The organism is Mycobacterium sp. IDUB_24 (assembly GCF_055419385.1).
Genome location: NZ_JBVAXO010000008.1, coordinates 309,409 through 331,423, shown reverse-complemented (window position 1 = coordinate 331,423; position 22,015 = coordinate 309,409). Strand labels below are relative to the sequence as shown.

The following is a 22,015-nucleotide window of genomic DNA, read 5'->3' as shown; positions in this document are numbered from 1 at the left end:
GGCATGCGGCGCATCAGGCCGTCGTCGAGCATCTGCTGGAAGTGATCGGTGACCCGCTGCGCCGCTCGACGATGGGTGAGCCCCGGACGCCGAATCAGCTCGAGCATATTGCTGACGGAGCGGCCGACGTGGGGGGACAGTTAGCGGTATGAGTAGCCAGAAGGTACCTAAACCCAGCGACCTCAAATCGGCCGCTCAGGCAGCCGTCGAGACGGCCCAGTCCGCCGTTGGCGCCGCCCAGGCGGTGGCGAGCGGCGCGATGCGGATTCCGCCGGCGTCGGCTCAGCTAGCAGCCCAACTACCCGATTTGCTGGAGAATCTTGCCGTCGCGACAGAACGGCTCAACACCACCATCGATCGGACCGAACGGTACATGGCCATGGCCGACCCGATGTTCCGCACACTGGACCGCCTCCTGCCGCAACTGGAATCGTTGATCAACACGGGCAATGACGTCTTCCGGATGTTGACGAACATCCCGGGCGTCTCCGCCTTCAACCGGATCACCGGTCGCGGTCGCGACGACCGGGGCTGACGCGATCGGGCAATCGGCCTTGTGGGCCGCTGTCGCGGTATCAAGTCGGCGAGTCCTTCTGCCGGAGGTGTTCGAGGACAAGGCTGCGAACAGGTTCGACGTCGGCCAGGAGACCGTGCCCCGCACCGGGAAGAATCACCGTGTACGCCCCGGCCCGCCGCGCGACTTCCGCTGCTGCCTCCGAATCGTGCACCTGACTCGCCCCGGCCAGGGCAACGAGGGTCGGGACCGGCAGGTGCGTCAGCCCGTCCGGCAGGTGCGGATGAACGATCGGGGAGGCCGGGAAGTGCGCGGCTCCGTGCGCGAGCAGGTCGAAGTAGGCCTCCAGATGGGCCGGCCCGCTGCTGGGAGCGCCCGGTGCCAGCAGTGCGCGAGCATCCTCGAAAGTCGGGTGGGGGTCGCGGTTCCGGCCCAGCTCCTCGAACTCGGGGCTGAGCCCGGCGAAGGTCAACGGCGGATCGAGCAGGACCAGCCGCCGCACCCGTTCGGGATGGACGAGCGCGAACCGGAGCGCGAGGTGCCCACCCAGGGACTGGCCGCATAGGTCGGCGGCGGGTAACTCGAGCAGATCGAAAGTTTCCGCCAGCCAGTCCACGAGATCTTCCATGCTGGTCAAGGCGGCGCCGGTGTGTCGACTGCGGCCCGGCTCACCCATGGTGTCCACGGCGCGCACGTGGTGCTCCTCGGCCAGCGAACCGACTACCGGATACCACATTCCGGACGTGCCGCTGTATCCGTGGAGCAGGACCAGCGACGGCGCTGCGGTCGGGCCCGCGGACGTGACCCGTGTCGTCCCGTACCGTCCCGGAAGATCTACCGTCTCGGCGGCCACCGGCCAATTGGCCATCACCGCGTCGTAGGCCGCGAAATATGCTGCCTCCAGCTCGGGGTCGGTGAATGCGGTCATCGCGCACTCCCAAACTCAAAAGCGCTGCGCTCGCCCGGGAGGGCGTGTGGCGCGCCGCCAACCTCCGTCCAGCTCGATCGGGCACGGTCCTCGATGTGTGCTTCGACGTTCCTCGGTCGACTGGTCATTCGCACTACTCCTTTCCAAGTCGCTTGTATTAAGTCAGATGTATGGTAATAACGAAAGGGGTGTGCGTTGCCGAAACAGGTCGACCACCGAGAACGCCGCGAAACCATCGCACGCGCGCTGTGGCGGGTAGTGGAACAACAAGGCTGGTCCCGGGCGACGATGCGCGAGGTCGCCAGCGAAGCGGGCGTCTCCCTCGGCCAGGTCCAGCACTATTTCGCCTCCCGGACAGCGATGCTCGAATTCGCGATGGAGTTCGCTTCCGAGCAGACCTCGCAGCGCGTCACCCAAAGCCTCGAGCGTCTCGGCTCGCCCCCGCACCCTCGAGACGCACTGCGCGTGATCCTCATAGAGATGCTCCCCCTGCATGCGGACGCCCGCGCCACCAGCCGTATGAGCGCCGCCTACACCCTCGAGGCGCTGCACGACCCAGAGCTGCATGAACGGGCCCGCCTCGGACTCCGGAACGGCAGAGCGCTGACCGAACGCCTGATCAGGCATGCAATGGCCGAAGGCCACATCCCGCCGGATCGCGATCCGGTCATCGAGACAAACCTTCTGCTCGCGATGACCGGCTTCACCCCGCTTCTCGACCTCGACGTCATCGATCCCGACGCCGCGTCGGCCGCTATCGACTACTACCTCGACAGACTCTTCGATGGCACATCGCACCGTCCCAGCCAGTGAGCTGGAGCGGTGACGCCGTTCGCGCGAGCTAGCTAGGCGATGCCGAGAACGGCAGCAGTGAAGCGCCAAAGTGTCTGTGTGGCTTGATCGGAATTGGGCGCTGGGATGACCCGGAGTTGTTGCGCAATGCCGTGGCGTAGGCCTCCGATGACGTACGCGGCGGCGCTGTCGGGGTCCAGATCCGTTGGGAGTTCGCCGAGTTGCTGCCCGTGGCGGATGTTGGCGGCGGCGTTGTCGATGAGGTCGTGAATGTAGGCCTCACCGAGCTCGGTGAGCTGTGGGTCGCTGGCGGTGCGGTTGAGCAGAACCGGCGCCAGCGGGTCGGCGAGGTGATAGGCGACGAAGCGGTGGGTGCGGTCGCGCTCGCGAGTAGCCCAGTCGCCGTCGGGTAGGTGGGCATCGGCGATCGCGTGGCGCAGCCCGTCGTAGAAGCCGTCGTAAATCGCGGTCAGAAGCCCGCTCTTCGATCCGAAGTGGTGATAGAGGGCGCCCGTACTTAGGCCGGCGCGACGGGTCAGCCCGCTGAGTTCGAAGACGCCGTTTCCGTGCACGAGTTCGTCACGCGCGGCATCGATCAGTTGTTGACGTCCGACCGGCGCGCGTGCCATAGTCCGAACCATAACAGAAATCAGTTATGTATCGGTGAGGGCGACCATGAGCACTGAAGTGACGTCGTTGACGGAGTTGGCCGGTGACCTGGCCGGTACGTATCGGCGGACCCGCAGCAGCGGTGAGCAGGTGGACCCTGCGGTAGCAGACACAGATCTGGCGGCAGTGCTGCGCGACGGATACGTGATCCTGCCTGATCTACTGAGTGGGGCCGAGCTCGACGAGATTCGGAAATCTGTGGATCCGCTGTTGGATCTGCTGGGCCGCAACGGGTTTGAAGGGCATGCCACGCAGCGGGTGTACAGCGTGTTGAACAAGACCCGCAGCTGCGACCGGATCGCCGACCATCCGCGTGTGCTGGCGCTGCTGGATCGGTTGTTCATGCCCAACTACCTGTTGTCCATGCTCCAGGTGATCAACATCCTGCCGGGGGAGCAGGCCCAGATGTTGCACACCGATGACAGCTTCTATCCGCTGCCCCGACCGCGAAACGCACTGGGAGCGGCCACGATTTGGGCGATCGATGACTTCACTGCCGACAACGGTGCCACCGACATCGTCGCGGGTAGCCATGAGTGGGGCGATCGGCTGCCCGAGCCCGCCGAACGCGAGCCGGTGGTGATGAGCGCCGGGTCATGCGTGTTCTTCGTCGGAACCTTGTGGCACGGAGGTGGCGCCAACCGTTCTGCGAACGCACGCCTGGCGCTGACGGCGCAGTATTGCGAGCCGTGGTTACGCCCGCAGGAGGCATTCACCTTGTCGATGACCCGCGACACCGTGCGGTCCGTCTCCGAGGACATTCGCCGCATGCTCGGCTACAGCATCCACCCACCGTTCATCGGTCAGGTCGACGGCATGCACCCCAAGCGTCTGCTCGAGCCGGGTGATTAATTGCCTGCGGCCCGCAGCGTGATCTCCGAGACGTTCGTGCGGCTCTGCCCATCAAGGGTGCCCAACTTCGAAATCCACACCAGCACATTGGACGTCTCCGTCTGATTGTCGATGGTGATGGTGTTGTCTCCCGGCTGTAGCGCCACGTTCGGTGTCAGCTCGGTCGTGTCCGACAGGCTGTTCGGGTGGGCACTTTCTGCCGCACGAATCTGGACTTCCGTTCCGGTGCTGGGCACGTCGATCGTCACCTCGCTCAAAGCGGTCGGCGAGGGGAGCTGAAGTAGCAGGCCGACGCCTTGTTTGAAGGCCGGGAACGGCGCCGCATCCTGGTAGATGTCGGTGGACCATGACGTATCCGGGTTGCCGTCGATGGCCAGACTTGCCTGATCCGGATGGTCTGGTGAGCCGCCGGGGGAGAACACCGTCGCACTCTCGGGCTTCACGATCGACCCCGGGTTGCTGTGGTCTGACGAGCCCAAACCGCGGATGAGAAGGACGGACGTCGCAACGACCATCGCGATCACGGCCAGAATCAACACGATGCGCACCGGACGCGACGCCAAAGCACGTCGGCGGTTACCTGACCTCACCTCGAACGAGTCGCGCCGGCGGCGTCCGCGGGCGCCGGCCGAATGATTGACCACTGAGTCGGCGAACAGCGTTCGGTCGTCCCAAGGGCCACTGACCTCCACCACATCCCCGTCGGAGAGTTCGCCCGTGATGGAGTTGCCACGGAGCTCGACCGGTACGACGGTGTGCGCTTCACCGGTCGACTCGTATCGCTCCACACGGAAGGTCCAGACCTGTTCCTCGCCGTTAGACCCGGATGGTGTCTTCTGCACGCCGCGGGCGGTGCCCAGGATCGTGAGCATGGCCAACCGCTTGGTTTCCGGTGAGCTGCTCCGCTCGTGGGCGTCGGGGATCTCCTGCGGGGCGGTGTGGACGCCCGCAGCAGGCGGCACCGGCTGGGGCGCGGTCGACACATCCGTGCTCCCGCCCAGCGCCCGGGCGAAATCGAGGCACCGCGCGTAGCGCTTATCGGGTTGCTTGGCCAGCGCCTTCGCCATCACAGCGTCCAGATGGGCGAGGTCGCGGCGGCGCTCGGACAGCCGGGGAGGGGGCGTGTAGAGGTGGTTGCCGGCCTGGACGATGCGATTGGTGTCGTCGAAGAGGGGCGTGCCGGTCAACAGATGGAAGGCGGTCGCTGCCAGAGCGTACTGGTCTGCCCGGCCATCGAGCGTCTTCCCGGTGAGCTGCTCGGGCGCTACATACGCGACGGTACCGATGGCCACGTCGGTCTCGGTGAGGCCATTCGCGTCGTCGGCTTCCCGGGCGATACCGAAATCGGTGAGCAATATGCGTCGCCGGGCACTTCCCGACGGCGTAGTGACCAGGATGTTCGCCGGTTTGACGTCGCGGTGCAGCAGGTTCCGTTCGTGCGCGACGTCGAGCGCTTCGGCGACTGCCGTCACGATCTCCACCACATCCGGCAAGGGCATCCCAGACGGGTGCTGCTCGATCAAGTGCTTGGCGTCGGTGCCCTCGACGTAGTCCATCGAGATCCACAGCCGGCCGTCGAACTCGCCCCGGTCGTGCACTCCGACGATGTGCGGATGCCACAACGCTGCGGCCAACTCCGCCTCTCGGTTGAACCGGGCGCGGAACTCCTCATCGCGCGTGGTGCTCACAGAGAGGATCTTGAGTGCATCCAGACGGGGAAGGCGGGGATGCTGGGCCAGGTAGACCTCGCCCATGCCACCGGCGCCGAGGAGCCGCTGAATGGTGTACCCGGCAAAGACGTCACCGGCATTGAACGGCATGTTCGAAGCCTACAAAGCACGGCAACTCAAAGGCGAGCAGGCGTTCGTCGGGGCCTGCGACGTTCGGAACAGAATTGGCCGAGGCCCCAGCTGCGCACCGGTTCGGGTCGATGGATGACGACGCTCATCACGGAGCTCCACCAGTCTGCGAGTGCCGGGTCAGTTCAGCCGCTCGGTGATGTGGACCTCGACGTCGTCACCATCGGTCTTTCCGATAGCCGTGCGGATGGCAGCAGCCACCGGGAGTTTGTGCGTTCCGTCGCCCAGGGCCATGAATGCTCCGGTGAACGGGTGACCGTCAACTGTGCCGGCAACCTTCACCAGACCCCTCGTGCCGAGGATCTGTGCTGAATCAGGGAGCTGAACGCAGGTCCACGTGTCTCCGGGGCGTGCCTTGCCCAGGCGAGCGGTGAATGTGATGTCCAAGGAACGTGAGTCCGCCATCTTGGTCCTCCGTGCTGTGGAGCCGAACGTTGGGGTGGCTAGCGGGAATCGATCTGTTCGGTGTCCTCGAGGTAGACCAAGCCATTGCCATCGGGGTCGGTGAAGGAGAACATCGCCGGGATTCCCTCCATGCGCACGAGTTCCTCGTTGTGCAGGGTCACCCCGGCCGTACGGATCTTGTCATGGGCTTGTTGAGCATCAGAGGTACCCAGCCGGATCGCGATCGGGATCTGGCTGTCGTGCGGCAGCAGCACAAGGGAGACAACCGAGCCCGGCGGGGCGACCTCGATCATCCGCGCGCCCGGCCAGACCTCCATATCGGTGCGGAGTTCGCATCCCAGCACCTCGGTGTAGAACTTCAGCGCGGCGTCCTGGTCAGACACCGGAATCGACACACTGAGCACTCTCGTCGTCGTTGTCATGCTGATCAGACTCTGCGGCCGACCGAGACTCATCGCTTGCCCTGCCGTTGTCGCGGATTCTTGGCCACAGATTCGGTGTTCGACTTTGGGCAAGATGCGCGTTGTCGGCGCCGCCGACCGTAATCATCGATGCCATGAGCAATCAGAAGATGTTCGGGGTCTACCGGGGCCTCGTGGCTGAGAACGTCGACCCGGAGCAGACGGGACGGGTTGCCGTCGCCCTGCCAGCCGTTGCGGGCGCCCAGACACTGTGGGCGGCAGTCGTACAGCCCCTCACAAGCGTCACACAGGAGGTGCCATCCGTGGGAACGGAGGTGCTCGTTGCCTTCGAGGCGGGCGACCCCAACCATCCCTATGTGATCGGCGCGGTGTGGCGAGAGCCGCCGACGCCTGCCGTACGGTCGCTGACATTGCGCAGCGGACATCAGGTGGTGATTGACGAGCCCGCGCAGAATGTCCGGCTGCTGCACCCCAACGGAACGGAGTTGGTCGTGGAATCCGATGGCAGTCTGACGATTTCCGCTCCACTGGTCAGGTTGAATGCGGCCACCGCCAAGTTCAGCGGTACCGTCACATGCACGACGCTGGTGGCGAGCAGCGGGGTGATATCACCGTCCTACACGCCGGGGGTCGGAAACTTGATGTGACGAGTCGCGAAAAGCGCAGAATTCTCAACATCTGCGGGACGGTTCGGTGGCCGCGGGAAACCCGTACTCGGCCCACCGATCGATGACGGTGCGCTGTACCTCCTCGGGATAGGAGGTGCTGAACTGCGCGGCGATTCCGTGCGTACGACCAGTTGCGAGTTGCTCTGGCTGCATCAGGCTCATCACGGACTTTCCGCCCCGTCCATTCGCGACGTCCTCATCGGTGAGGTATGGCACCAGGGGTATCCCAGGCGCGTCACGAAACACATACTCGCCCAGGCCTGGCCGGTAGCGGGTTGCCATGGCCCATACCAGTGCATCGATATCAGTGATGTCGATGTCGTTGGCGACCAGGAGAACTTTTGGCACCAACCACCCCACGTGCGAATTGAACAGCACGTCGGCCACCGCGCGGACCAGATCCTTCTCGGCGATGGGGTCTTCAGCGAGCAATGCAATGTCGATGGAGATGGCGATCCAACACGTCGCGGCCTCGTACGAGCACCAAGCGAAGTCGACCGGCAGGCCGGCTTGGCGCAGCAGGTCGAGGGCTGCCGCGGAGATCATGGTGCCCCAGATGGTGTGGTTCTCCTCCGGCGGCATGCCTGCGACACAGAACGGCAGGATCGGCTGATCCCGGTGGGTGATCGCCTCGACGTGAAACACCGGTTGCGGCTTGCCTTCATCGAATTGGTAGCCGTGGTATTCACCCATCGGCCCTTCCCAGTCGGTAGCTGTCGGGTCGATGTACCCCTCGACGACGATCTCGGCATTCGCCGGGACCATCAGCGTGTGGAGCTCAGACCTGGTCACCTCCACGCCCTCGCCGGTGAGAGCGCCGACGTAACCGTCCTCATTCACACCGTGGGGTAGCGGCATCCCGGCGGCGGCGATCGCGGCGGGCGGAGCGCCCAGTACGAACGCCCAGGGTGTGGGTTTTCCCAGCTTCGACCATTCTTGGTGAATCATGCCGATATGCTGCATCGGCATTGCCGGGCCTACCAGGGATCTGCTGTCCCGCAGCATGAGTCGGCTGATCGACCAACTCGTCCAAGATCCATCCGGTGTCTGCACGACGTGCATCCCGTACGTGCCGAAATAGCGACCGCCATCCTGCTGGTGCAACATCGGCACACCGAACCGCTCGAGGTCTACCTCCGCCCCGGTCAGGACGTGTTCCTTAACCGGCCCGGAGTCGACCACATGCGGCGCGATCGGATCGGCTCTCATCGTCGACACGAGATGTTCAACGATGTCGCGGGGTCCACTGGACCGCTGCAGTCCGAAGTGGCTGGCGATCCGCCCAAAACCGGATACCGTGCGGCTCATACCGGCCGGCGCGCCCATCAGCCGATAGCCGTCGGCGGCGCCCTTCACCCGATTGAAAACCGGTGCAGGACCACGATTTTCGTATACACGACGCGCTATGGCGGCTACCTCCAGGTGGGCATCCACCTCCGCGTCGATCATCACCGCATCGCCGGCCTGGATCAGATCCTCGACGAAGTCACGAAAATTCAGGGCACTGCCGTGTTGCACGTCGGGATTCCTTTTCGTCGATGAGAGCTCAGGAGGCGGAGGCGCGTCGGCGACTCATTCCGCTCCAGCGCTTAGCGGTGGGCAGTTCGAGGTCGAACTGGTCGAGGATGCGCGCGGTCAGATGCTCGACCAAGTCGGCAATGGTGGCTGGTTCGTTGTAGAACGCCGGCACCGGAGGAAAGATGACCGTTCCCATGCGACTGAGTTCGAGCATGTTTTCCAGATGGATTGACGACAGCGGGGTTTCACGCGTCACGAGCACAAGCTTGCGCCGCTCTTTGAGCGTGACGTCGGCAGCGCGGCTGATCAGTGACTCGCCGAATCCCATCCGAATGCTCGCCAGCGTTTTCATGCTGCACGGCACCACGATCATGCCGTCGGTGCGGAACGAGCCGCTGGAGATTGTGGCCGTCTGATCGTCGGGCTGATAGCCGACGGTGGCCAGTGCCGATACCGCCGCGGCGCTCATGCCGGTCTCCTGCTGCAACGTCGCGCGGGCCCACCGGCTGATCACCAGATGCGTCTCCACATCCATCTCCCGGAGCGCCTCGAGTAACCGCACGCAGATCGGCGCTCCGGTCGCACCCGTCATGCCGACGACCAGCCTCATCCGCGCCATCCCTCCAATTATTCCGTGTACGAACTATTAATTAGTATGTACACGTCCTATTATTGGTGTCAACCGGAGGAGGACTGCAATGTCACGGACGCACGCCGTACTCGACGGCGCCGGACCACTGGCCCGGCGGCTGTACCAGCGTCACACCCGACTGTGGCACGAAAAGGTCGACCCGCAGATGACCGGGCCTCAGTTCACCGTGCTCGCCGAGCTGACCGAACGGGGGGAGCTTGACCATTCGGCGCTCACCGAGGTTGCCCACCTCGACAAGTCGACACTGACCCCGGTCCTGACCAAGTTGACAGAACGTGGCTTGATCACCGTCCAGCCTGACGGCAATGACCGGCGCCGCAAGTTGATCGCCATCACCGACGACGGAGTGGCCACCGTGCGTCGGCTCACGCCGGCGGCGGCCGAGGTCGGCAAGGAGTTGCTTCGCGGCCTGACGGCCGAGGAGCGCGCGACGCTACTGGATCTGCTCCGTCGAGCCCTCGACTCCACGGGTGCGCCTTGATGTCGGCGACACAGAACCCGTGGCTGACCCAGGGGCTTGCCCCGGAGCAGAAATCATCCTGACACTGCGCCGCGACCAGCTGAAGGTGTCCGAGGCGGCCGGCGTTCGCCATCCTGCCCGGCCGTGGAGGTCGTTCATTGGCGCCACCACTCGTCCGTTGACATATGCCGCCACATGTCAAATGATCGCGGGGCACCCGGATAGAGCGAACGGGGATCGCGCGGTGCACCGAGATGGGGGGTTGCTGATGGCGCGTTCTACCGAACTCGACCGGGGTGAGGCGGGCTCTGGCGTCGAACCGCCGATCGAACCGAAAGTGCGCAAGACGTTCGGGCTGCTCGAACGATTCGCGCCCGCACTGGGCGCGAGGTGGGCGATCGAACTCTGGTGCACGCCGCCTGCGGTGGAGATGAGCTTGCGCATGCCACCGGGAGTTCCTCCGGGGCAACCGGTTGAGGCTGCGTGGGACGGCCATCGGATCTGTGGCGAGGCGTGGGGGGAGGGGGCGCCGGTGTATTTGGTGCACGGGTGGGGCGGCTGTCGCGCCCACCTGGCCGTCCTCGTCAAGCCGCTCGTCGACGCCGGACACCGCGTTATCGCGTTCGATTTGCCCAGCCACAATGAATCCGACCCCGGCGCACTCGCCCCGGGCCGCACCACGATCGTGGAGTGCGCCGAGGCAGTCCGCGCGGTCGTGCGCGAGCACGGTCCCGCGAGCGCGATCGTCGCGCACTCGCTCGGCGCCAAAGCCGCCGCGCTGGCGGTGGCGCAAGGCACACCCGCCGAGCGGCTGGTGTTTCTGGCGCCGATGGGCGACTTCTCTTTGTATCTGGACCTTTTCGCCGATCGTCATGGTTTCGGTCAACGTATCCGCGACCGGCTGCACCGCCGCCTCGACCGCCGCCTCGGTATGCCGCTGTTCGACACCGACATAACAGCGGTGGCCGCGCGCAGCGACAATCCGCCGCTACTGCTTGTCCACGACCCTGACGATCCCGACAGCCCATACGAGACAAGTCAAGAAATCCTTGGCATGTGGCCGGCGGCGAGCCTGGTAACCACCCGTGGGCTCGGACGTCTCGCGCACTATCGAATACTGCGGCACCGCCCCGCAATTCGCGCCGCCGTCGATTTCCTCACCACCGCGTCCGACCGCGAGGGCTAATCGCCGGAGCCCGGGGCAGGAGGAGTGCGACCACGGCAACAAGGTACACCCGAAACTCGTTCCTGGACAGCATCATTCGTCACAGTGACGAATGATGCCTTGCAACATGGTCATGGGAAGGGGATAGGAGGGATCGCGGACGGTAGATGAATCTGGGGAATCTCGGCAGGCAACTCAACTTGCGGTACGTCTGCCGGAATTTGCGCCCGTGGAATCTCGTTCGGCAGTTGCACCGTGGGGACGGAACTCGGCAAAGGCACCGGTGGAATGTCGCTGGGCAACGGAAACGGTGGAACGTTGGCCGGCACCGGCAGCGTCGTCACCGGATCATCCGATGCGATCGGCCGCATCGAATCGGCACCACAGGCGGCGGTGATCGCCACTGCAGACGCTAGGGACAGGAGCAGCGCAGCTCGCCGGCGCGTCCGCTCCGTCGCAATCGACATCTGACCAACCCCTTGCGATTCACCAACGACGCTATCACCGGATCGACACCTGGACCTGCTGTCAGGCTCCACACCACGCCGGGCCAGCGAAGGCCGGAAGAGCCTGCAGGGCAATCGAATTAGCGCACACGGGCACCACCCTGTAAAACGTCACTGTGACGTAATCTGCAATATGGGGAAAAACTTGCACTGGCGCTGGGGTTGGGCCAAGAGGCTGGCGTGCGTATCCAAGAAGTCGAACGTGTTGCGGCGGGATCCGTGGCGGCCCGGCCGCCACGGACCGCGTGTTCGGTTTGCACATCGCACAGCCACGCAACGAGCGAGACGGATGATGGTTGGACACGGGAAGGCCCAGAGGCTTGAGTCCGCCGCAGGTAAAGAAGGTGGCAGTACGTCGCCGCCGTTATCGCCACATTGAAACTGTGCCGATAAGCTACATTATGTCAAGTTATCTACTGTATATTGCTCTGCCGCCCAACGGTTCTCGCCTATCGGGCTGTCCGGGTCGCATCGCACTTGGCGGCTTTCTCGTCGAAGTTGGGCGCACCGCGACATGCCCGCGGTTGCCGGCTGGGGCGTCACCCGAGCCGCCGAGTGCGCCAGCGCGACAGATCCGCGTCGAGCACCGCAGGATCGCGTTCGGGAAACACCTCTCCGGTGATCTCCAGGTGCCGGATGCGGCCGAGGTGAAATCCGCGGATGCCTTCACGCAGCCGACACCATCCGACGAACATCCACGAATCACCGCCGCGCAGCAGACCCATCGCCTCCACGTCACGGGTGGTGTGGGTCTCGCCGTCCTCGGAGGTGTACTCCAGCCGTATGACCCGGCGCGCGGCGACCGCCTCGGGAATCAGCGAGATCGCCGCCTCGGACGGCGACTGGGCGTCGATGACGAACATAGACGCCAACGCCTCATCGACTGGCGAGAGCTGATCCTCGCGGCTGATCGCGAGGACCTTGCCCCGCGCCCGACGCGCCGCCGCACCATATGGAGAGTTCTCCAGCAAACCAAGCCCCGCGAGCACCGCCAGCGACTCCGGTACCGAGAGATTCAGCGGCGGCAGGGAGTGTTCCCGCAGGATCGAATACCCGCCCGACACCCCGTAGTCGGCATAGATCGGGACCCCCGCGAGCTGGAGCGACTGGATGTCCCGCTCAATCGTGCGCTTTGACACCTCGAACTCCTCAGAGAGCCGAGCGGCCGACAACGGCCGGCGTGATCCCCGCAGCAGATCGACCAGCGCGTACAACCGCTCGGCTCTCCTCATGAATGTGAGTCTCCCCCGGTCTCAGGTGAGGTGCGCGCGCGTCCCGCCCACCGACCACACCTCACGGATCAGCCCATCCTCGGTGAAGTCGAAGACATCGATCCCTCCCGCAGCAACCTCCCCGTCCTGCACGTTCCACAGCATCCGCCCGCGCGGGCCGTCCACGGCCCGCGCGACCTCGGTGAACACCACATCCGGATGCTGCTCGCGATACCGATCCAGGAACCGAACGAAACTCTCCGCGCCCAGCACGTCGTCGCCCGGGTTCGACCCATCCGTCTCGGAGATCAGGAAATGAATCAGGAAATCCTCACTGCAGATCCGACGAGCGATCTCACTGTCGGTGTTCCACATCTCCAACCACACCGCGAGCGCCGCATCCGCAGCAACCGAGTTTGTATCCACCATGTTCGTGTTCGTGTTCGTGTTCTTGTTCATGACACCAGCATCAGACAGTGTCGCGACAACGGTATGTCGGTGTTTGTGTGCCCAGTCGAGGGGCACGACACAACACGGAGACTTGCCGCAGCGGGCCCCACGGGTTCAGCGGGGGCCTTTGACACACGTGGCCTGCCGCGGTCCGCCGCCACGGTGCTCCACACCGACTGTCTCGCGTACCCCGGCGTCGATCTTCGAGCCGCGCCATCTGTTTTCGCGGCTTTGACTTGCCGCACCCGTCGAGTGGAGAGCAGCGGATCAACCCAGTGACGGCGCGGCGCTCATAGATCCAGCACGATACGGAGTGCCGCATCGACGCGGCGCATCTCATCGAAGCTCAAGAACCCGACGCTCTTGCCGAGCCGGCCCGGGTCGACCGCCGCAGCCTGTTCGGCAAGTACCCGGGTATTGACGCCGCCGATTTCAACCTCAGGACGAAAGCTGGCTGCACGAGCCGACGTGGAGGTTGGCGCAACCAGCCAGGTCGACAAAGGCAACTGATCCGACTGGACTACTACTGCATAGCGGGAACCGGACTGCTCATGACCGCGACTCCCCCGCGGTGCACTCAACCGAAAGACCTCACCACGCACGCAGCGTATCCATATCGCGTAGCACCTGCATGGCCTCAGCGCGGTCAGACACGTCTTCAGCAAGCCTTTCCGCCTCGGCGCGAATCGCCGCGCCGGCCTTCCGCCGGGCGGCATCGATAAGCGCAGATCGAACAACTGCGGACACAGCCGTTCCGTCTTTGGTCAAGACCTCCAGAGCCTTCGATGTGTCTTCGTCCGGCCGGAAGGTAATCGTGTCAGCCATAACGACAGTGTACGACGTTTTGTAAGACAGGCACCCGATTCACGTGATGGGCTGAAGAGTCGCCCCTTCCCAGACCTACGAGCAATCCGCGACGGTGCCAATTGTGCATTTTGTCAGGCGCGCCAGTACGACCTGCGGTTGTCGCTAGTCGATAATCACGACTTGTGAGCGAACAAGCATCCACCCTCGTCGGGCCGCCTACCAACCTGGCCGCCGGCATTATCAAGGCGCTGCGACCTCGACAATGGATCAAGAACGTCCTCGTGGTGGCTGCACCTTTGGCGACTCTGGGCGGCGATGTCCACTACGACTACCGTGATCTCTTCTTCAACGTGGGTGTCGCGTTTGTGGCGTTCAGTTTGGCTGCATCCTCGATCTATCTCGTCAACGACGCCCGTGATGTGGAGGCCGACCGCCAGCATCCCACCAAGCGGTTCCGGCCTATTGCCGCCGGGGTGGTCTCCCCTGCCCTCGCCTATACGTTGGCGATCGCGCTCGCCGCGGCTACGCTGGCGATTTCCGCCGCGATTGCACCATCGCTCGCGCTCGTGATCGCGGTCTATCTGGCGATCCAGCTTGCGTACTGCTTCGGTCTCAAACATCAAGCCGTGCTTGATATTTGCATCGTCTCCTCGGCTTACCTGATGAGGGCGATTGCTGGTGGCGCAGCGACCGGCATCCCGCTATCGCAGTGGTTCTTGTTGGTGATGGCGTTCGCATCGCTGTTCATGGTCGCTGGAAAGCGCTATGCCGAACTGCAGCTCGCTGAGCGGACCGGCGCGAAGATCCGCAAGTCGCTGGAAAGCTATACCAGCACATACCTGCGATTTGTGTGGACGATGTCCGCCACAGCCGTCGTCGTGTGCTACGGACTGTGGGCGTTCGAGCGCGACGGGCATTCCGGGTCATGGTTTGCCGTCTCAATGGTCCCGATCACCATCGCAGTCCTGCGCTATGCCGTCGACGTCGACGGTGGCATAGCCGGCGAGCCCGAAGACATCGTTCTCAAAGACCGCGTGCTGCAGGTACTCGGCCTCGCGTGGATCGCGATCATATGCGCTGCAATCGCTTTCGCTTGAACGTAGGTGGCCGTAGGACGCAGTCCAGAACCCGGTTCGGCATTCCCTGGGCGCGCTCGCGTCTGGATCGGGCGGGTCGATTGCACTAACAGTGGTGGCATGACGAACGACGGCCGGCGGATGACGACTCCCCTACGCGCCACCTGGCCAAGCCGCGCGCCGTAGGCTCACGGCGTGCACAACGTGACCCTTGCCAGCGCCGCGTCAACGGCGACACTGACGATGGGGCTGGCAGCCTATGCAGCGTTGATCTTGGCCGGCATCGCGGTGGCGATCTACGACGTACGCCGGCACCGCCGGGGCCGGGCGATCGCCGCCGCGGTGATGGTCGGGGTGCTGACCCTGGGCGGGCTGGTTATCGCAATCGTGAGCAGTGTCGCGTGAACTGCGACAGCGCGCTGGGCGAACCAGTACTCGTTGCAGCTGCTGGGCGTCCGCTATTCCGCTGAGCGGAAATAAGGTTCGACCGTGCCACTTACCTTGACGACCATAGGATTTCCGCGGCGATCCTTAGCGGTAGGGACTTCAACACGCACCCAACCCTCGGCCACGTTGTATTCGTGGACATTGGTTTTCTCGACGCCATTGAAGCGAACACCCACATCGCGCCGAAGCACCTCTTCGCTGTAGAAGGCGCTGCGCGGATCGATGGAGAGGTGATTCGGTGGAACGTCTGTGAACTGATCCTCGGACATGATGGCCTTCGTTGAATGCTCGGACTGTTCTCGAAGAATCTACGCGACCATGCCGTACCGGGTTGCGCGTAGGCCTCAGTTGGCCACCCGGCTGGGTGGGTTTTCGCAGGGTGTCGACGTCAGCGCGGACGAGACGATGGCATACGTGGCCGACAGCACCGGAGCAGTGCTCGTGCGCGAGGCTTATGACCACGCTAAGCGGCCTGCCTGCCCGGGGAACACCACCAGGGTGGACACTATGACGTGGCCCTTTCTGCAACAGTGTTCAAAGTCGAACTTGGCGTCTCCGATGTCGATCACGGCTACTACGCCGATCACACGCTGACCGTGGCCCGTCATCCCAGTGAGACCGATGAGCGGATGGTGGTGCGGTTATTGGCGTTTGGGCTACGCGCACACCGGCTCAACGACGTCGACGGTGAGTTGGCGTTCGGTGCGGGCCTGTCCACACCTGGCATACCGGACTTACGGCTTGCGGACTACACGGGCCGGATCCTGGAGTGGATCAACGTCGGCCAGCCCGATGAACGCGCCTTGGGTAAGGCGGCCAGCCAGGCTGACCAGGTGCTGCTGTTCCCGTTCGCCGCCGGCGTGGCCACCTGGTGGCGCACCGTGGGACCCAAAGTGGCGAAGCTGCCGAACCTGTCGGTGGTGCAGATACCGCATGCGGCGGTGCAGCAACTGGCCCAGAGTGTCGATCGACGGGTCTCGGCGCAGGTGATGGTCATGGAAGATCAGGTGACGATGACCGTGGGCGGTGTCGACGTCGCCTTCACGCCCGAACCACTTCAGTGAGCGTCTGAGCCCCGGTACTTGTCGACGTTGGCGCCATGGACGCTGACGTCATCGTTGTCGAGGGCTGGCAGTCGGTGACGCGCCCTGGCCTGGCCTTCCTCACAATCGTCCTCGCCGGCACAGTCGTGGATATCGGACACGTTCGGTCAGTGCCTCCGGTTTATCCGCTCGACACGGTTTCCTTTTCGAGAGCAAGGCGCACCACTTGCGCGGGTCGCACGATGCCGTCGGTGGGTGGCTTGGCATGTCCACCATCGGTGGTGACGTAAGCGACCCGTCCGTAGTCACCCGGCGCCCTGCCCCAGACGATGCTCGACGGGCCCACCAGCGAATCGGTGAACGGATCACCCGCGACGATTGCCGGCTCCGGCCCGTGGCCCGGCTGTAGCGGAACCCGATGGATGGTGTTGTCGATGTGGGTGGTGATGTAGGCGACGCCGGCTCCTCGTCGAGGCAGAAGTCATCGACCGCGTGGATGCCCTCGGCGATCAGTTCCGGCGCACCCTCCGGCTCGTACGTGCGGGGATCGACCCTCACGCGCAGGAAGCTCTCCGTCGCGGACCCGGTGTAGTACAGGTGACCGGTCGAGGCGGCGTAGCGCACGCCGTTGACGCCCGGCATCGGGATCTGCACGGTGGATGACAGCACCACCGGCGCGAACGGGTCGGTGTACGACGGCGCCATCGACTCATGCTGTAGCCACAACTTCACGGTCGCACTCAGACCGCCATCGCTGAGGTCGACCCGCCAGATGAGGCCCTCCACACAGTCGGCCACGAGGATCACGTTCGGCGCCAGGAGGCACGCGCCGTTTGGCCCCGCGCTGTCGGGAGCAAAGGTCAGCACCCGGGAGGTCGGCACCGCGTCACCCGGCGTCCACCCGCGAAAGTCGAAGCGGTGCAATGACGGATCGCCGAGCGTTCCGACGTAGAAGATGTCGGGTTCAGTCTCGACGATGCCCATGGTGAGCCCGTCGAGCGTCGCGATGAGGAGCGGCTCGACTGGGATGGTGCTCGTCGGCGCGGGCACGTACCACAGCTCGCTGTGGTTGAGGGCCGTCACCAGGAGGGATCCATCACCGCGTACCGCGATGTTCTCGAGGAAGTAGCTCGGCGGGAAGTTGGCCACCGCTGCGAGGGTGGTGTTCGCGGTGTTGCTGAGGGTCATGATGCTCCTTCGAAATATGCTGTTACGTCGATGTGTCGTTATCCGGCCGCATGTTTCAGCGGGGCGCCGGCACCTCGAAAAGGCTGAGCAATGCCGATACGGTGAGGTACTGCCCCATCAGCGCGACGATGTCGAAAAGGCCGCGCCGACCGAAGGCCGTTTCCGCAGCCCGATACAACGCGTCGTCGATGCGATGGGCCTTCGAAAGTTGCTGCGCCAGTTCAGCGGCGATCAGTTCGTCACCGTGAAGGGACGTCGGAACTTCACCATGGGCCAACGCCTGGATGACCGCCGTGTCGATCCCGGCGTTGGCCGCCAGCACCGAGTGCGCATAGAGCTCGTACTCGGCGGCCCACACTCCCCCGACCGCCAAGATGACGATTTCGCGGATGCGCTCGTTGAGCATGGCGAACTTCGATTCGGCAGCCGCGAAAGCCAGGAAGCGAGAGGCGATCTCGGGATGATGCATGAACGCGTTGAATGGACCGATCAATCGGTCATCTGGTGAGGTGATTTCGAATCCGGCGTTGATGGCCCACGGCAATTGTGTGGTTCTCACCGAAGCAGCCAGGTCCTGCTGCTCGGGTGACAATCCGGCGGGGTCGACCAGTGGTAAACGCCCGCCGAGCTTTTCATTCACGGTAGCCAAGGAATTCTCCTTCGATGTGGATGTTGCTCCGGCGCCGTCGTTCTGGAGGAAGTCCGATCGGCCGCACAACTCCACGCTGCCTCACCGTTTGCCATCTGTGAAGTGCATCATTTGCCTAGTAGCACATGCATGACACGCATAGTTCGAGGAAGGTCAGGCCAGAGGCAGTTGCGACCCATCAGGCTTCGACGGGCGGCGCCCCGGAAGGCGGTGAGGCGGTCACGCCCTGCAGGATGCGCCGCAGCCACCGATGCCATGGATCGGCGTCCATCCGCGGGTGCCAGACCGCATAAATGGTGAACGGCGGGATGTCAGGTGGCGCCGGGATCACCTTGGTCGCACCGTCATCGGGCACCCAGGACAGCAGTCGCGACGGGAAGGTCAGCACCAGGTCGGATCCGGGCAGCGCTGCGGGCGCGGTGACATGGAAGGGAGTGGTCAGTTGAATGCGCCGCGACACGCCGAGGCTGTGCAGCGCGGGATCCACGCCGGGCTGCATCCCCTCTTCGACGTCGATCGCCAGATGAGGCCAGCGCAGATACTGCGCCAATCCCATGGACCGCCGCTTGGCCAGCGGATGATCGGCCGCCACTACACAGACGAACCGATCGCTGAAAAGCTTCTCGGCGCGATATCGCGGCGGCGGCGTTCGCCCGAGTGCCAGCAGGTCGATACTGCCGCCCTCGAGCTTGTCTAACGCCCGACCGTCGAGCACCTCGAATGAGATCGTCGACCCCGGCGATTCGGCGCGGATGGCTCGGGCGAGGGCCGTTCCGAACGCCGACACCGTGTAATCGGTGAGCATGATGCGGATATCACGGGCCGCCAAGGCCGGATCGAAAGCATCCGTACCAAACAGCTCGTCCAAACTCGGTAGGAACGTTGAGATTTGAGCGCGGATTCGCTCTGCGCGCGGCGTCAGGGCATAGCCCTCGTCACCGCGCACAAGCAGTTCGTCGTCGAAGAGCCGTCGCAACCGGTGCAACGTGCGGCTCATCGCAGGTTGACTGATGCCCACCCGCTCGGCGGCGCGAGAGACGTGTCTTTCGTCGAGCAGCGCGACGAGACCTGGGAGCAGGTTGAGGTCAACCCGATGCAGATTCAACGGGCGCATGGTGTACAGCGTAGCCAATGCGCGACGGTTATATGGCCGACCGTCTCGCATGTCCAGGCCCCCTCTTCATCCAGGAGTATGGCCGGAACGAATATGGCGGTCTACCAGTGAAGCACGTCCGACTGCGAGTGGCGGTCACGCTCCCCATTTGGACTGCCGCCCAACCTTTTCTACCCGTGGAGGAGATGCTCTCGCAGTGACTCTGAGTGACTGTAGGAAGAGCTCGTTCACACCTCGTCGAGTATGAGTGCTTCCGTTCGCGCCGTACGCTCACGGCATGCACAACGTGACTCTGGCCAGCAGGTGATGGTCATGGAAGATCAGGTGACGATGACCGTGGGCGGTGTCGACGTCGCCTTCACGCCCGAACCACTGCAGTGAACGTCTGACCCACCACATTTCGCTGCCGTCACAGGTCGCTCGCGTTTCGACCCAGCAGGTCGTGTTCCAGGAAATCTCGGAAGATTCGCGCGAGATTCTTCGCTGTTGCGTCGGAGTAATCACCGAGTCGGTTTCCGAGTTGAAAGGCCTCATTGATGACGGCCCGCCGTGGCAATTCAGCACGGACCTCGTCGCCGAATTCCGTCTCTACCCGTTCCCTGATCGACTGGTCGATGCCGTTTCTACGGTCGAAACCAGATAAAACCACACCACACCACCTCAGTGGATGCGTTCGTTGGATGCGCTCAACTCTGTCACGGGCCTCGCGGGCTTTGCGTACAGCGTCAAGGGTCGGAGTGATCGGCGCGTACGCAACGTCACCTAGATGCATTGCCAGGGCTTCCAGAGAGCCAGTGCGGCCGCCAGTGTCGATCAGGACAACCTCATAACGGCCAAAGATGCCGGCAGCGTCAAATATGGCCCGCAACAATCCCGTGTCCGATACGCCGAAGCCCGCAACACGGCCTAAGGAAGCACCCGCAGGTAGCAAATCGATTCCGGGCCATCGAGTTTCAATGATCTCCTCATCGATTCGCTTCGCTCCCTTGTCGGGATTCCCCCAAAAACTGATATCGGCATCCTCAAGCACTGAACCCAGGCCGGTCGAATGCTGCGAAACTCCGAAGTGGTTAGACAGATTTCGCTCTGGGTCTGCGTCGACTAACAACGCGGAGATCCCAGCCCGCGAGGCCTCCCCCGCCAGCATCATCTGCCATAGCGTTTTCGCTGTTCCGCCCTTACCCGAAAGCACCAGCGCCGAAACAGCTACCACTGTGAGCCTCTATGCAATGCCTGACGCACCTCGCTGCATTCCCCCATCGTGTTCGCGCTGTTGCCAGACACCGCGCGTTCTCAGCGTAGATGCCGAACAGCGGATAGCCCTTCGTCACCCGGCAAGACGGAAACGGTTTCGCCACCCGAAAGGTCCACTAGTCAGTATGTGGGCTTTACCAGGAGGTCAGTGTCGTATCTACCCCAATGCCAATGCAACGAACCGTTCTGCGATGAGCCGATGGGTAGCGGCGTCCGGGTGCAGATTGTCGGGTAGCGGATGTGCCGCCTCGTCGCGAGGTCCGTACAGGTCGAGACCATCGACATAGGATAGATGCGGATCCTCGGTCTGGCGCCGCGCCACGATCTGAGTGAGCTGCTCGCGGATGCTCTGGAGCGTGAGCCGCCGTAGCGCCGCGTTCGGAACCTCCGCATCGGCCGGGTCGCCCAGCGCAATAAAGCGAATCGTTCCTGCTGCCAGCGCTTCCTCGTCGAAACTTCCCGGCCCTGGCGTAGATTCGTGAATCGGACAATGCAGTGGGCCGATGACCATGATTGGCGTCGTTGGGTGCCCGTCACGGATGATGTCGAGGAATCCGTGTACAGCGGGACCGAACGCGCGTTGGCGCATCAGGTCCGAATTCACCAGGTTGATACCGATCTTCACGCTGATCAGGTCGGCGGGGTGGTCACGAATTGTCCTGGCGACGAACGGATCCAGCATTGCGCTACCCGCAAAGCCCAGATTCACCAGGTCGAGGTTCGCGTGAGCGGCCGCCAACGCGGGCCACGTGGTGCTGGGAGTGGCGGCGTTGGAACCCTGACTGATCGAGCTGCCCTGGTGTACCCAGATGGGTCGGTCCGCCGGGGCGGCTGCGATCGGTGCATCCGTACGCAAGGCAATCAATTCGACTCGCTCGTAATGCGGCAGCCACAGCTCGACCGTCCTGTCCTGTGGAGCAAGCCCGTCGAAGCGAAGGGTCGCCGCCTCACCTTGCTCCATCTCCGTCGCACCCGTTGCCGGGTCGATGCGCACCAGATCACCGCCATACACCGTCGCATGCTGAACCCGCCGACCATCGACCAGCAGATCCACGGCACCGTCGGCACGCGGCGGCACGCCGGTCAATACAACGCGTGTCCGCAGCAGATCGAGCTCGATAAGTGTCGCGGTCGTTCGCACCGCGACACGCACACCGGAGGGCTGCGCTTCAGCACTCAACAGTTGCGGGTCGTCGCATCGCGCACGTGCGCTCCGCGGCAAGCGGTGCGGAAGTTGGCCGCGGCCAGTATCTTCGAGCTCTGCGAGTCCACGAAACAACTCGATGGTTATGGGGTGCGAGATGATGACGAAGCTCCTCGAGGTCGTACCCCAGGCTACCTGAGTTCCCAACTACGCCCCGCCCAT

The 22,015-nt window shown here is 63.9% G+C and carries 27 protein-coding genes and 1 pseudogene; 10 read left to right on the top strand and 18 right to left on the bottom strand.

The window, feature by feature from the left end:
- Positions 1–148: 148 nt before the first annotated feature.
- Positions 149–535, top strand: coding sequence for a hypothetical protein (locus ACZYZF_RS26550; RefSeq protein WP_463748019.1), 387 nt, complete (start codon positions 149–151; stop codon positions 533–535).
- Positions 536–575: 40 nt separating this feature from the next.
- Here the strand turns inward: ACZYZF_RS26550 and ACZYZF_RS26545 are convergent, their stop codons facing one another.
- Positions 576–1,442 carry an alpha/beta fold hydrolase gene (locus tag ACZYZF_RS26545; protein ID WP_463837283.1) on the bottom strand — a complete coding sequence of 289 codons (867 nt, stop codon included), beginning with the start codon at positions 1,440–1,442 and terminating at the stop codon, positions 576–578.
- 195 nt (positions 1,443–1,637) lie between these two features.
- On the opposite strand from ACZYZF_RS26545, the gene ACZYZF_RS26540 reads away from it, so the two are divergent.
- On the top strand, positions 1,638–2,255 hold the full coding sequence (locus ACZYZF_RS26540; RefSeq protein ID WP_463837282.1) for a TetR/AcrR family transcriptional regulator: 618 nt from the start codon (positions 1,638–1,640) through the stop codon (positions 2,253–2,255).
- A gap of 32 nt (positions 2,256–2,287) precedes the next feature.
- On the opposite strand, the gene ACZYZF_RS26535 is transcribed toward ACZYZF_RS26540, so the two are convergent.
- Positions 2,288–2,863, bottom strand: a complete 576-nt coding sequence (locus ACZYZF_RS26535) for a TetR/AcrR family transcriptional regulator (RefSeq protein ID WP_463748016.1) — start codon at positions 2,861–2,863, stop codon at positions 2,288–2,290.
- A 46-nt stretch (positions 2,864–2,909) separates the two neighbouring features.
- On the opposite strand from ACZYZF_RS26535, the gene ACZYZF_RS26530 reads away from it, so the two are divergent.
- On the top strand, positions 2,910–3,755 hold the full coding sequence (locus tag ACZYZF_RS26530; protein ID WP_463837281.1) for a phytanoyl-CoA dioxygenase family protein: 846 nt from the start codon (positions 2,910–2,912) through the stop codon (positions 3,753–3,755).
- Here ACZYZF_RS26530 and ACZYZF_RS26525 read toward each other — a convergent pair.
- The 3 genes from ACZYZF_RS26525 to ACZYZF_RS26515 all read right to left on the bottom strand — a co-directional run bounded on the left by ACZYZF_RS26525 (position 3,752) and on the right by ACZYZF_RS26515 (position 6,441).
- Positions 3,752–5,575: a serine/threonine-protein kinase gene (locus ACZYZF_RS26525; protein ID WP_463837280.1), complete on the bottom strand. Its 1,824-nt coding sequence runs from the start codon at positions 5,573–5,575 to the stop codon at positions 3,752–3,754. The two genes, ACZYZF_RS26530 and ACZYZF_RS26525, sit on opposite strands and share 4 nt — an antisense overlap.
- Positions 5,576–5,734: 159 nt before the next feature.
- Positions 5,735–6,019, bottom strand: coding sequence for a DUF1905 domain-containing protein (locus ACZYZF_RS26520; protein ID WP_463748013.1), 285 nt, complete (start codon positions 6,017–6,019; stop codon positions 5,735–5,737).
- 38 nt (positions 6,020–6,057) lie between these two features.
- The gene (locus ACZYZF_RS26515) at positions 6,058–6,441 is read right to left on the bottom strand and encodes a VOC family protein (RefSeq protein ID WP_463837279.1); all 384 of its coding nucleotides are present in this window, start codon (positions 6,439–6,441) and stop codon (positions 6,058–6,060) included.
- Between the two features lie 134 nt (positions 6,442–6,575).
- Here ACZYZF_RS26515 and ACZYZF_RS26510 point away from each other — a divergent pair, with 134 nt between their 5' ends.
- Positions 6,576–7,088, top strand: coding sequence for a phage baseplate assembly protein V (locus ACZYZF_RS26510; protein WP_463748011.1), 513 nt, complete (start codon positions 6,576–6,578; stop codon positions 7,086–7,088).
- A gap of 24 nt (positions 7,089–7,112) precedes the next feature.
- Here the strand turns inward: ACZYZF_RS26510 and ACZYZF_RS26505 are convergent, their stop codons facing one another.
- Both ACZYZF_RS26505 and ACZYZF_RS26500 read right to left on the bottom strand, forming a co-directional pair.
- Positions 7,113–8,627, bottom strand: a complete 1,515-nt coding sequence (locus ACZYZF_RS26505) for a UbiD family decarboxylase (protein WP_463837277.1) — start codon at positions 8,625–8,627, stop codon at positions 7,113–7,115.
- A gap of 28 nt (positions 8,628–8,655) precedes the next feature.
- A complete protein-coding gene (locus tag ACZYZF_RS26500) occupies positions 8,656–9,237 on the bottom strand; it encodes a UbiX family flavin prenyltransferase (protein ID WP_463837344.1) in 582 nt (193 codons plus the stop codon).
- Between the two features lie 88 nt (positions 9,238–9,325).
- Here ACZYZF_RS26500 and ACZYZF_RS26495 point away from each other — a divergent pair, with 88 nt between their 5' ends.
- The gene (locus ACZYZF_RS26495; protein WP_463837275.1) at positions 9,326–9,760 is read left to right on the top strand and encodes a MarR family winged helix-turn-helix transcriptional regulator; all 435 of its coding nucleotides are present in this window, start codon (positions 9,326–9,328) and stop codon (positions 9,758–9,760) included.
- 247 nt (positions 9,761–10,007) lie between these two features.
- Positions 10,008–10,925 (top strand): alpha/beta fold hydrolase, encoded by a 918-nt coding sequence (locus tag ACZYZF_RS26490; RefSeq protein ID WP_463748009.1) that lies wholly within the window; start codon positions 10,008–10,010, stop codon positions 10,923–10,925.
- A gap of 110 nt (positions 10,926–11,035) precedes the next feature.
- Here ACZYZF_RS26490 and ACZYZF_RS26485 read toward each other — a convergent pair whose 3' ends face one another.
- The 5 genes from ACZYZF_RS26485 to ACZYZF_RS26465 all read right to left on the bottom strand — a co-directional run bounded on the left by ACZYZF_RS26485 (position 11,036) and on the right by ACZYZF_RS26465 (position 13,896).
- Positions 11,036–11,308, bottom strand: coding sequence for a hypothetical protein (locus ACZYZF_RS26485; RefSeq protein ID WP_463837273.1), 273 nt, complete (start codon positions 11,306–11,308; stop codon positions 11,036–11,038).
- A 641-nt stretch (positions 11,309–11,949) separates the two neighbouring features.
- Complete coding sequence (locus ACZYZF_RS26480) at positions 11,950–12,642, bottom strand: helix-turn-helix transcriptional regulator (protein ID WP_463837272.1); 693 nt, start codon at positions 12,640–12,642, stop codon at positions 11,950–11,952.
- Between the two features lie 21 nt (positions 12,643–12,663).
- Entirely contained in the window at positions 12,664–13,080 is a 417-nt protein-coding gene (locus tag ACZYZF_RS26475; RefSeq protein ID WP_463837270.1) for a nuclear transport factor 2 family protein, read from the bottom strand.
- A 281-nt stretch (positions 13,081–13,361) separates the two neighbouring features.
- Positions 13,362–13,673 (bottom strand): type II toxin-antitoxin system PemK/MazF family toxin, encoded by a 312-nt coding sequence (locus ACZYZF_RS26470; protein WP_463837268.1) that lies wholly within the window; start codon positions 13,671–13,673, stop codon positions 13,362–13,364.
- Positions 13,663–13,896 carry a hypothetical protein gene (locus ACZYZF_RS26465; protein WP_463748004.1) on the bottom strand — a complete coding sequence of 78 codons (234 nt, stop codon included), beginning with the start codon at positions 13,894–13,896 and terminating at the stop codon, positions 13,663–13,665. The genes ACZYZF_RS26470 and ACZYZF_RS26465 overlap by 11 nt, the downstream gene beginning before the upstream one ends.
- 164 nt (positions 13,897–14,060) lie before the next feature.
- On the opposite strand from ACZYZF_RS26465, the gene ACZYZF_RS26460 reads away from it, so the two are divergent.
- Positions 14,061–14,975 (top strand): decaprenyl-phosphate phosphoribosyltransferase, encoded by a 915-nt coding sequence (locus ACZYZF_RS26460; protein ID WP_463748003.1) that lies wholly within the window; start codon positions 14,061–14,063, stop codon positions 14,973–14,975.
- 174 nt (positions 14,976–15,149) lie between these two features.
- Positions 15,150–15,359 carry a hypothetical protein gene (locus ACZYZF_RS26455; RefSeq protein WP_463748002.1) on the top strand — a complete coding sequence of 70 codons (210 nt, stop codon included), beginning with the start codon at positions 15,150–15,152 and terminating at the stop codon, positions 15,357–15,359.
- A 53-nt stretch (positions 15,360–15,412) separates the two neighbouring features.
- Here ACZYZF_RS26455 and ACZYZF_RS26450 read toward each other — a convergent pair whose 3' ends face one another.
- Positions 15,413–15,670: a DUF3297 family protein gene (locus tag ACZYZF_RS26450; RefSeq protein ID WP_463837266.1), complete on the bottom strand. Its 258-nt coding sequence runs from the start codon at positions 15,668–15,670 to the stop codon at positions 15,413–15,415.
- Positions 15,671–15,913: 243 nt separating this feature from the next.
- Between ACZYZF_RS26450 and ACZYZF_RS26445 the strand changes: the two genes are divergently transcribed.
- On the top strand, positions 15,914–16,465 hold the full coding sequence (locus ACZYZF_RS26445; RefSeq protein WP_463837265.1) for a YaeQ family protein: 552 nt from the start codon (positions 15,914–15,916) through the stop codon (positions 16,463–16,465).
- 99 nt (positions 16,466–16,564) lie between these two features.
- On the opposite strand, the gene ACZYZF_RS26440 is transcribed toward ACZYZF_RS26445, so the two are convergent.
- The 3 genes from ACZYZF_RS26440 to ACZYZF_RS26430 form a co-directional block, all read right to left on the bottom strand.
- A complete protein-coding gene (locus ACZYZF_RS26440) occupies positions 16,565–17,632 on the bottom strand; it encodes a hypothetical protein (RefSeq protein WP_463837263.1) in 1,068 nt (355 codons plus the stop codon).
- Positions 17,633–17,687: 55 nt separating this feature from the next.
- On the bottom strand, positions 17,688–18,281 hold the full coding sequence (locus ACZYZF_RS26435; RefSeq protein WP_463837262.1) for a carboxymuconolactone decarboxylase family protein: 594 nt from the start codon (positions 18,279–18,281) through the stop codon (positions 17,688–17,690).
- Between the two features lie 178 nt (positions 18,282–18,459).
- Positions 18,460–19,395, bottom strand: a complete 936-nt coding sequence (locus ACZYZF_RS26430) for a LysR family transcriptional regulator (protein WP_463837261.1) — start codon at positions 19,393–19,395, stop codon at positions 18,460–18,462.
- Between the two features lie 300 nt (positions 19,396–19,695).
- Here ACZYZF_RS26430 and ACZYZF_RS26425 point away from each other — a divergent pair.
- Positions 19,696–19,776 (top strand): annotated as a pseudogene (locus tag ACZYZF_RS26425) (YaeQ family protein); the annotation flags it as partial.
- A 28-nt stretch (positions 19,777–19,804) separates the two neighbouring features.
- On the opposite strand, the gene ACZYZF_RS26420 reads toward ACZYZF_RS26425, so the two are convergent.
- Positions 19,805–20,608 carry a ParA family protein gene (locus tag ACZYZF_RS26420; RefSeq protein ID WP_463837259.1) on the bottom strand — a complete coding sequence of 268 codons (804 nt, stop codon included), beginning with the start codon at positions 20,606–20,608 and terminating at the stop codon, positions 19,805–19,807.
- A gap of 198 nt (positions 20,609–20,806) precedes the next feature.
- Positions 20,807–21,955: an SGNH/GDSL hydrolase family protein gene (locus ACZYZF_RS26415; protein WP_463837342.1), complete on the bottom strand. Its 1,149-nt coding sequence runs from the start codon at positions 21,953–21,955 to the stop codon at positions 20,807–20,809.
- Between the last annotated feature and the right edge of the window lie 60 nt (positions 21,956–22,015).

Excerpts from the sequence above, each read along its gene's own strand:
- ACZYZF_RS26545 (WP_463837283.1), bottom strand. The coding sequence starts at position 1,442 with ATGACCGCATTCACCGACCCCGAGCTGGAGGCAGCATATTTCGCGGCC.
- ACZYZF_RS26480 (WP_463837272.1), bottom strand. The coding sequence starts at position 12,642 with ATGAGGAGAGCCGAGCGGTTGTACGCGCTGGTCGATCTGCTGCGGGGA.
- ACZYZF_RS26465 (WP_463748004.1), bottom strand. The coding sequence starts at position 13,896 with ATGGCTGACACGATTACCTTCCGGCCGGACGAAGACACATCGAAGGCT.
- ACZYZF_RS26535 (WP_463748016.1), bottom strand. The coding sequence starts at position 2,863 with ATGGCACGCGCGCCGGTCGGACGTCAACAACTGATCGATGCCGCGCGT.
- ACZYZF_RS26530 (WP_463837281.1), top strand. The coding sequence starts at position 2,910 with ATGAGCACTGAAGTGACGTCGTTGACGGAGTTGGCCGGTGACCTGGCC.
- ACZYZF_RS26495 (WP_463837275.1), top strand. The coding sequence starts at position 9,326 with ATGTCACGGACGCACGCCGTACTCGACGGCGCCGGACCACTGGCCCGG.
- ACZYZF_RS26520 (WP_463748013.1), bottom strand. The coding sequence starts at position 6,019 with ATGGCGGACTCACGTTCCTTGGACATCACATTCACCGCTCGCCTGGGC.
- ACZYZF_RS26490 (WP_463748009.1), top strand. The coding sequence starts at position 10,008 with ATGGCGCGTTCTACCGAACTCGACCGGGGTGAGGCGGGCTCTGGCGTC.
- ACZYZF_RS26510 (WP_463748011.1), top strand. The coding sequence starts at position 6,576 with ATGAGCAATCAGAAGATGTTCGGGGTCTACCGGGGCCTCGTGGCTGAG.
- ACZYZF_RS26440 (WP_463837263.1), bottom strand. The coding sequence starts at position 17,632 with ATGACCCTCAGCAACACCGCGAACACCACCCTCGCAGCGGTGGCCAAC.
- ACZYZF_RS26430 (WP_463837261.1), bottom strand. The coding sequence starts at position 19,395 with ATGCGCCCGTTGAATCTGCATCGGGTTGACCTCAACCTGCTCCCAGGT.
- ACZYZF_RS26500 (WP_463837344.1), bottom strand. The coding sequence starts at position 9,237 with ATGAGGCTGGTCGTCGGCATGACGGGTGCGACCGGAGCGCCGATCTGC.
- ACZYZF_RS26515 (WP_463837279.1), bottom strand. The coding sequence starts at position 6,441 with ATGACAACGACGACGAGAGTGCTCAGTGTGTCGATTCCGGTGTCTGAC.
- ACZYZF_RS26450 (WP_463837266.1), bottom strand. The coding sequence starts at position 15,670 with ATGTCCGAGGATCAGTTCACAGACGTTCCACCGAATCACCTCTCCATC.
- ACZYZF_RS26475 (WP_463837270.1), bottom strand. The coding sequence starts at position 13,080 with ATGAACAAGAACACGAACACGAACACGAACATGGTGGATACAAACTCG.
- ACZYZF_RS26525 (WP_463837280.1), bottom strand. The coding sequence starts at position 5,575 with ATGCCGTTCAATGCCGGTGACGTCTTTGCCGGGTACACCATTCAGCGG.
- ACZYZF_RS26550 (WP_463748019.1), top strand. The coding sequence starts at position 149 with ATGAGTAGCCAGAAGGTACCTAAACCCAGCGACCTCAAATCGGCCGCT.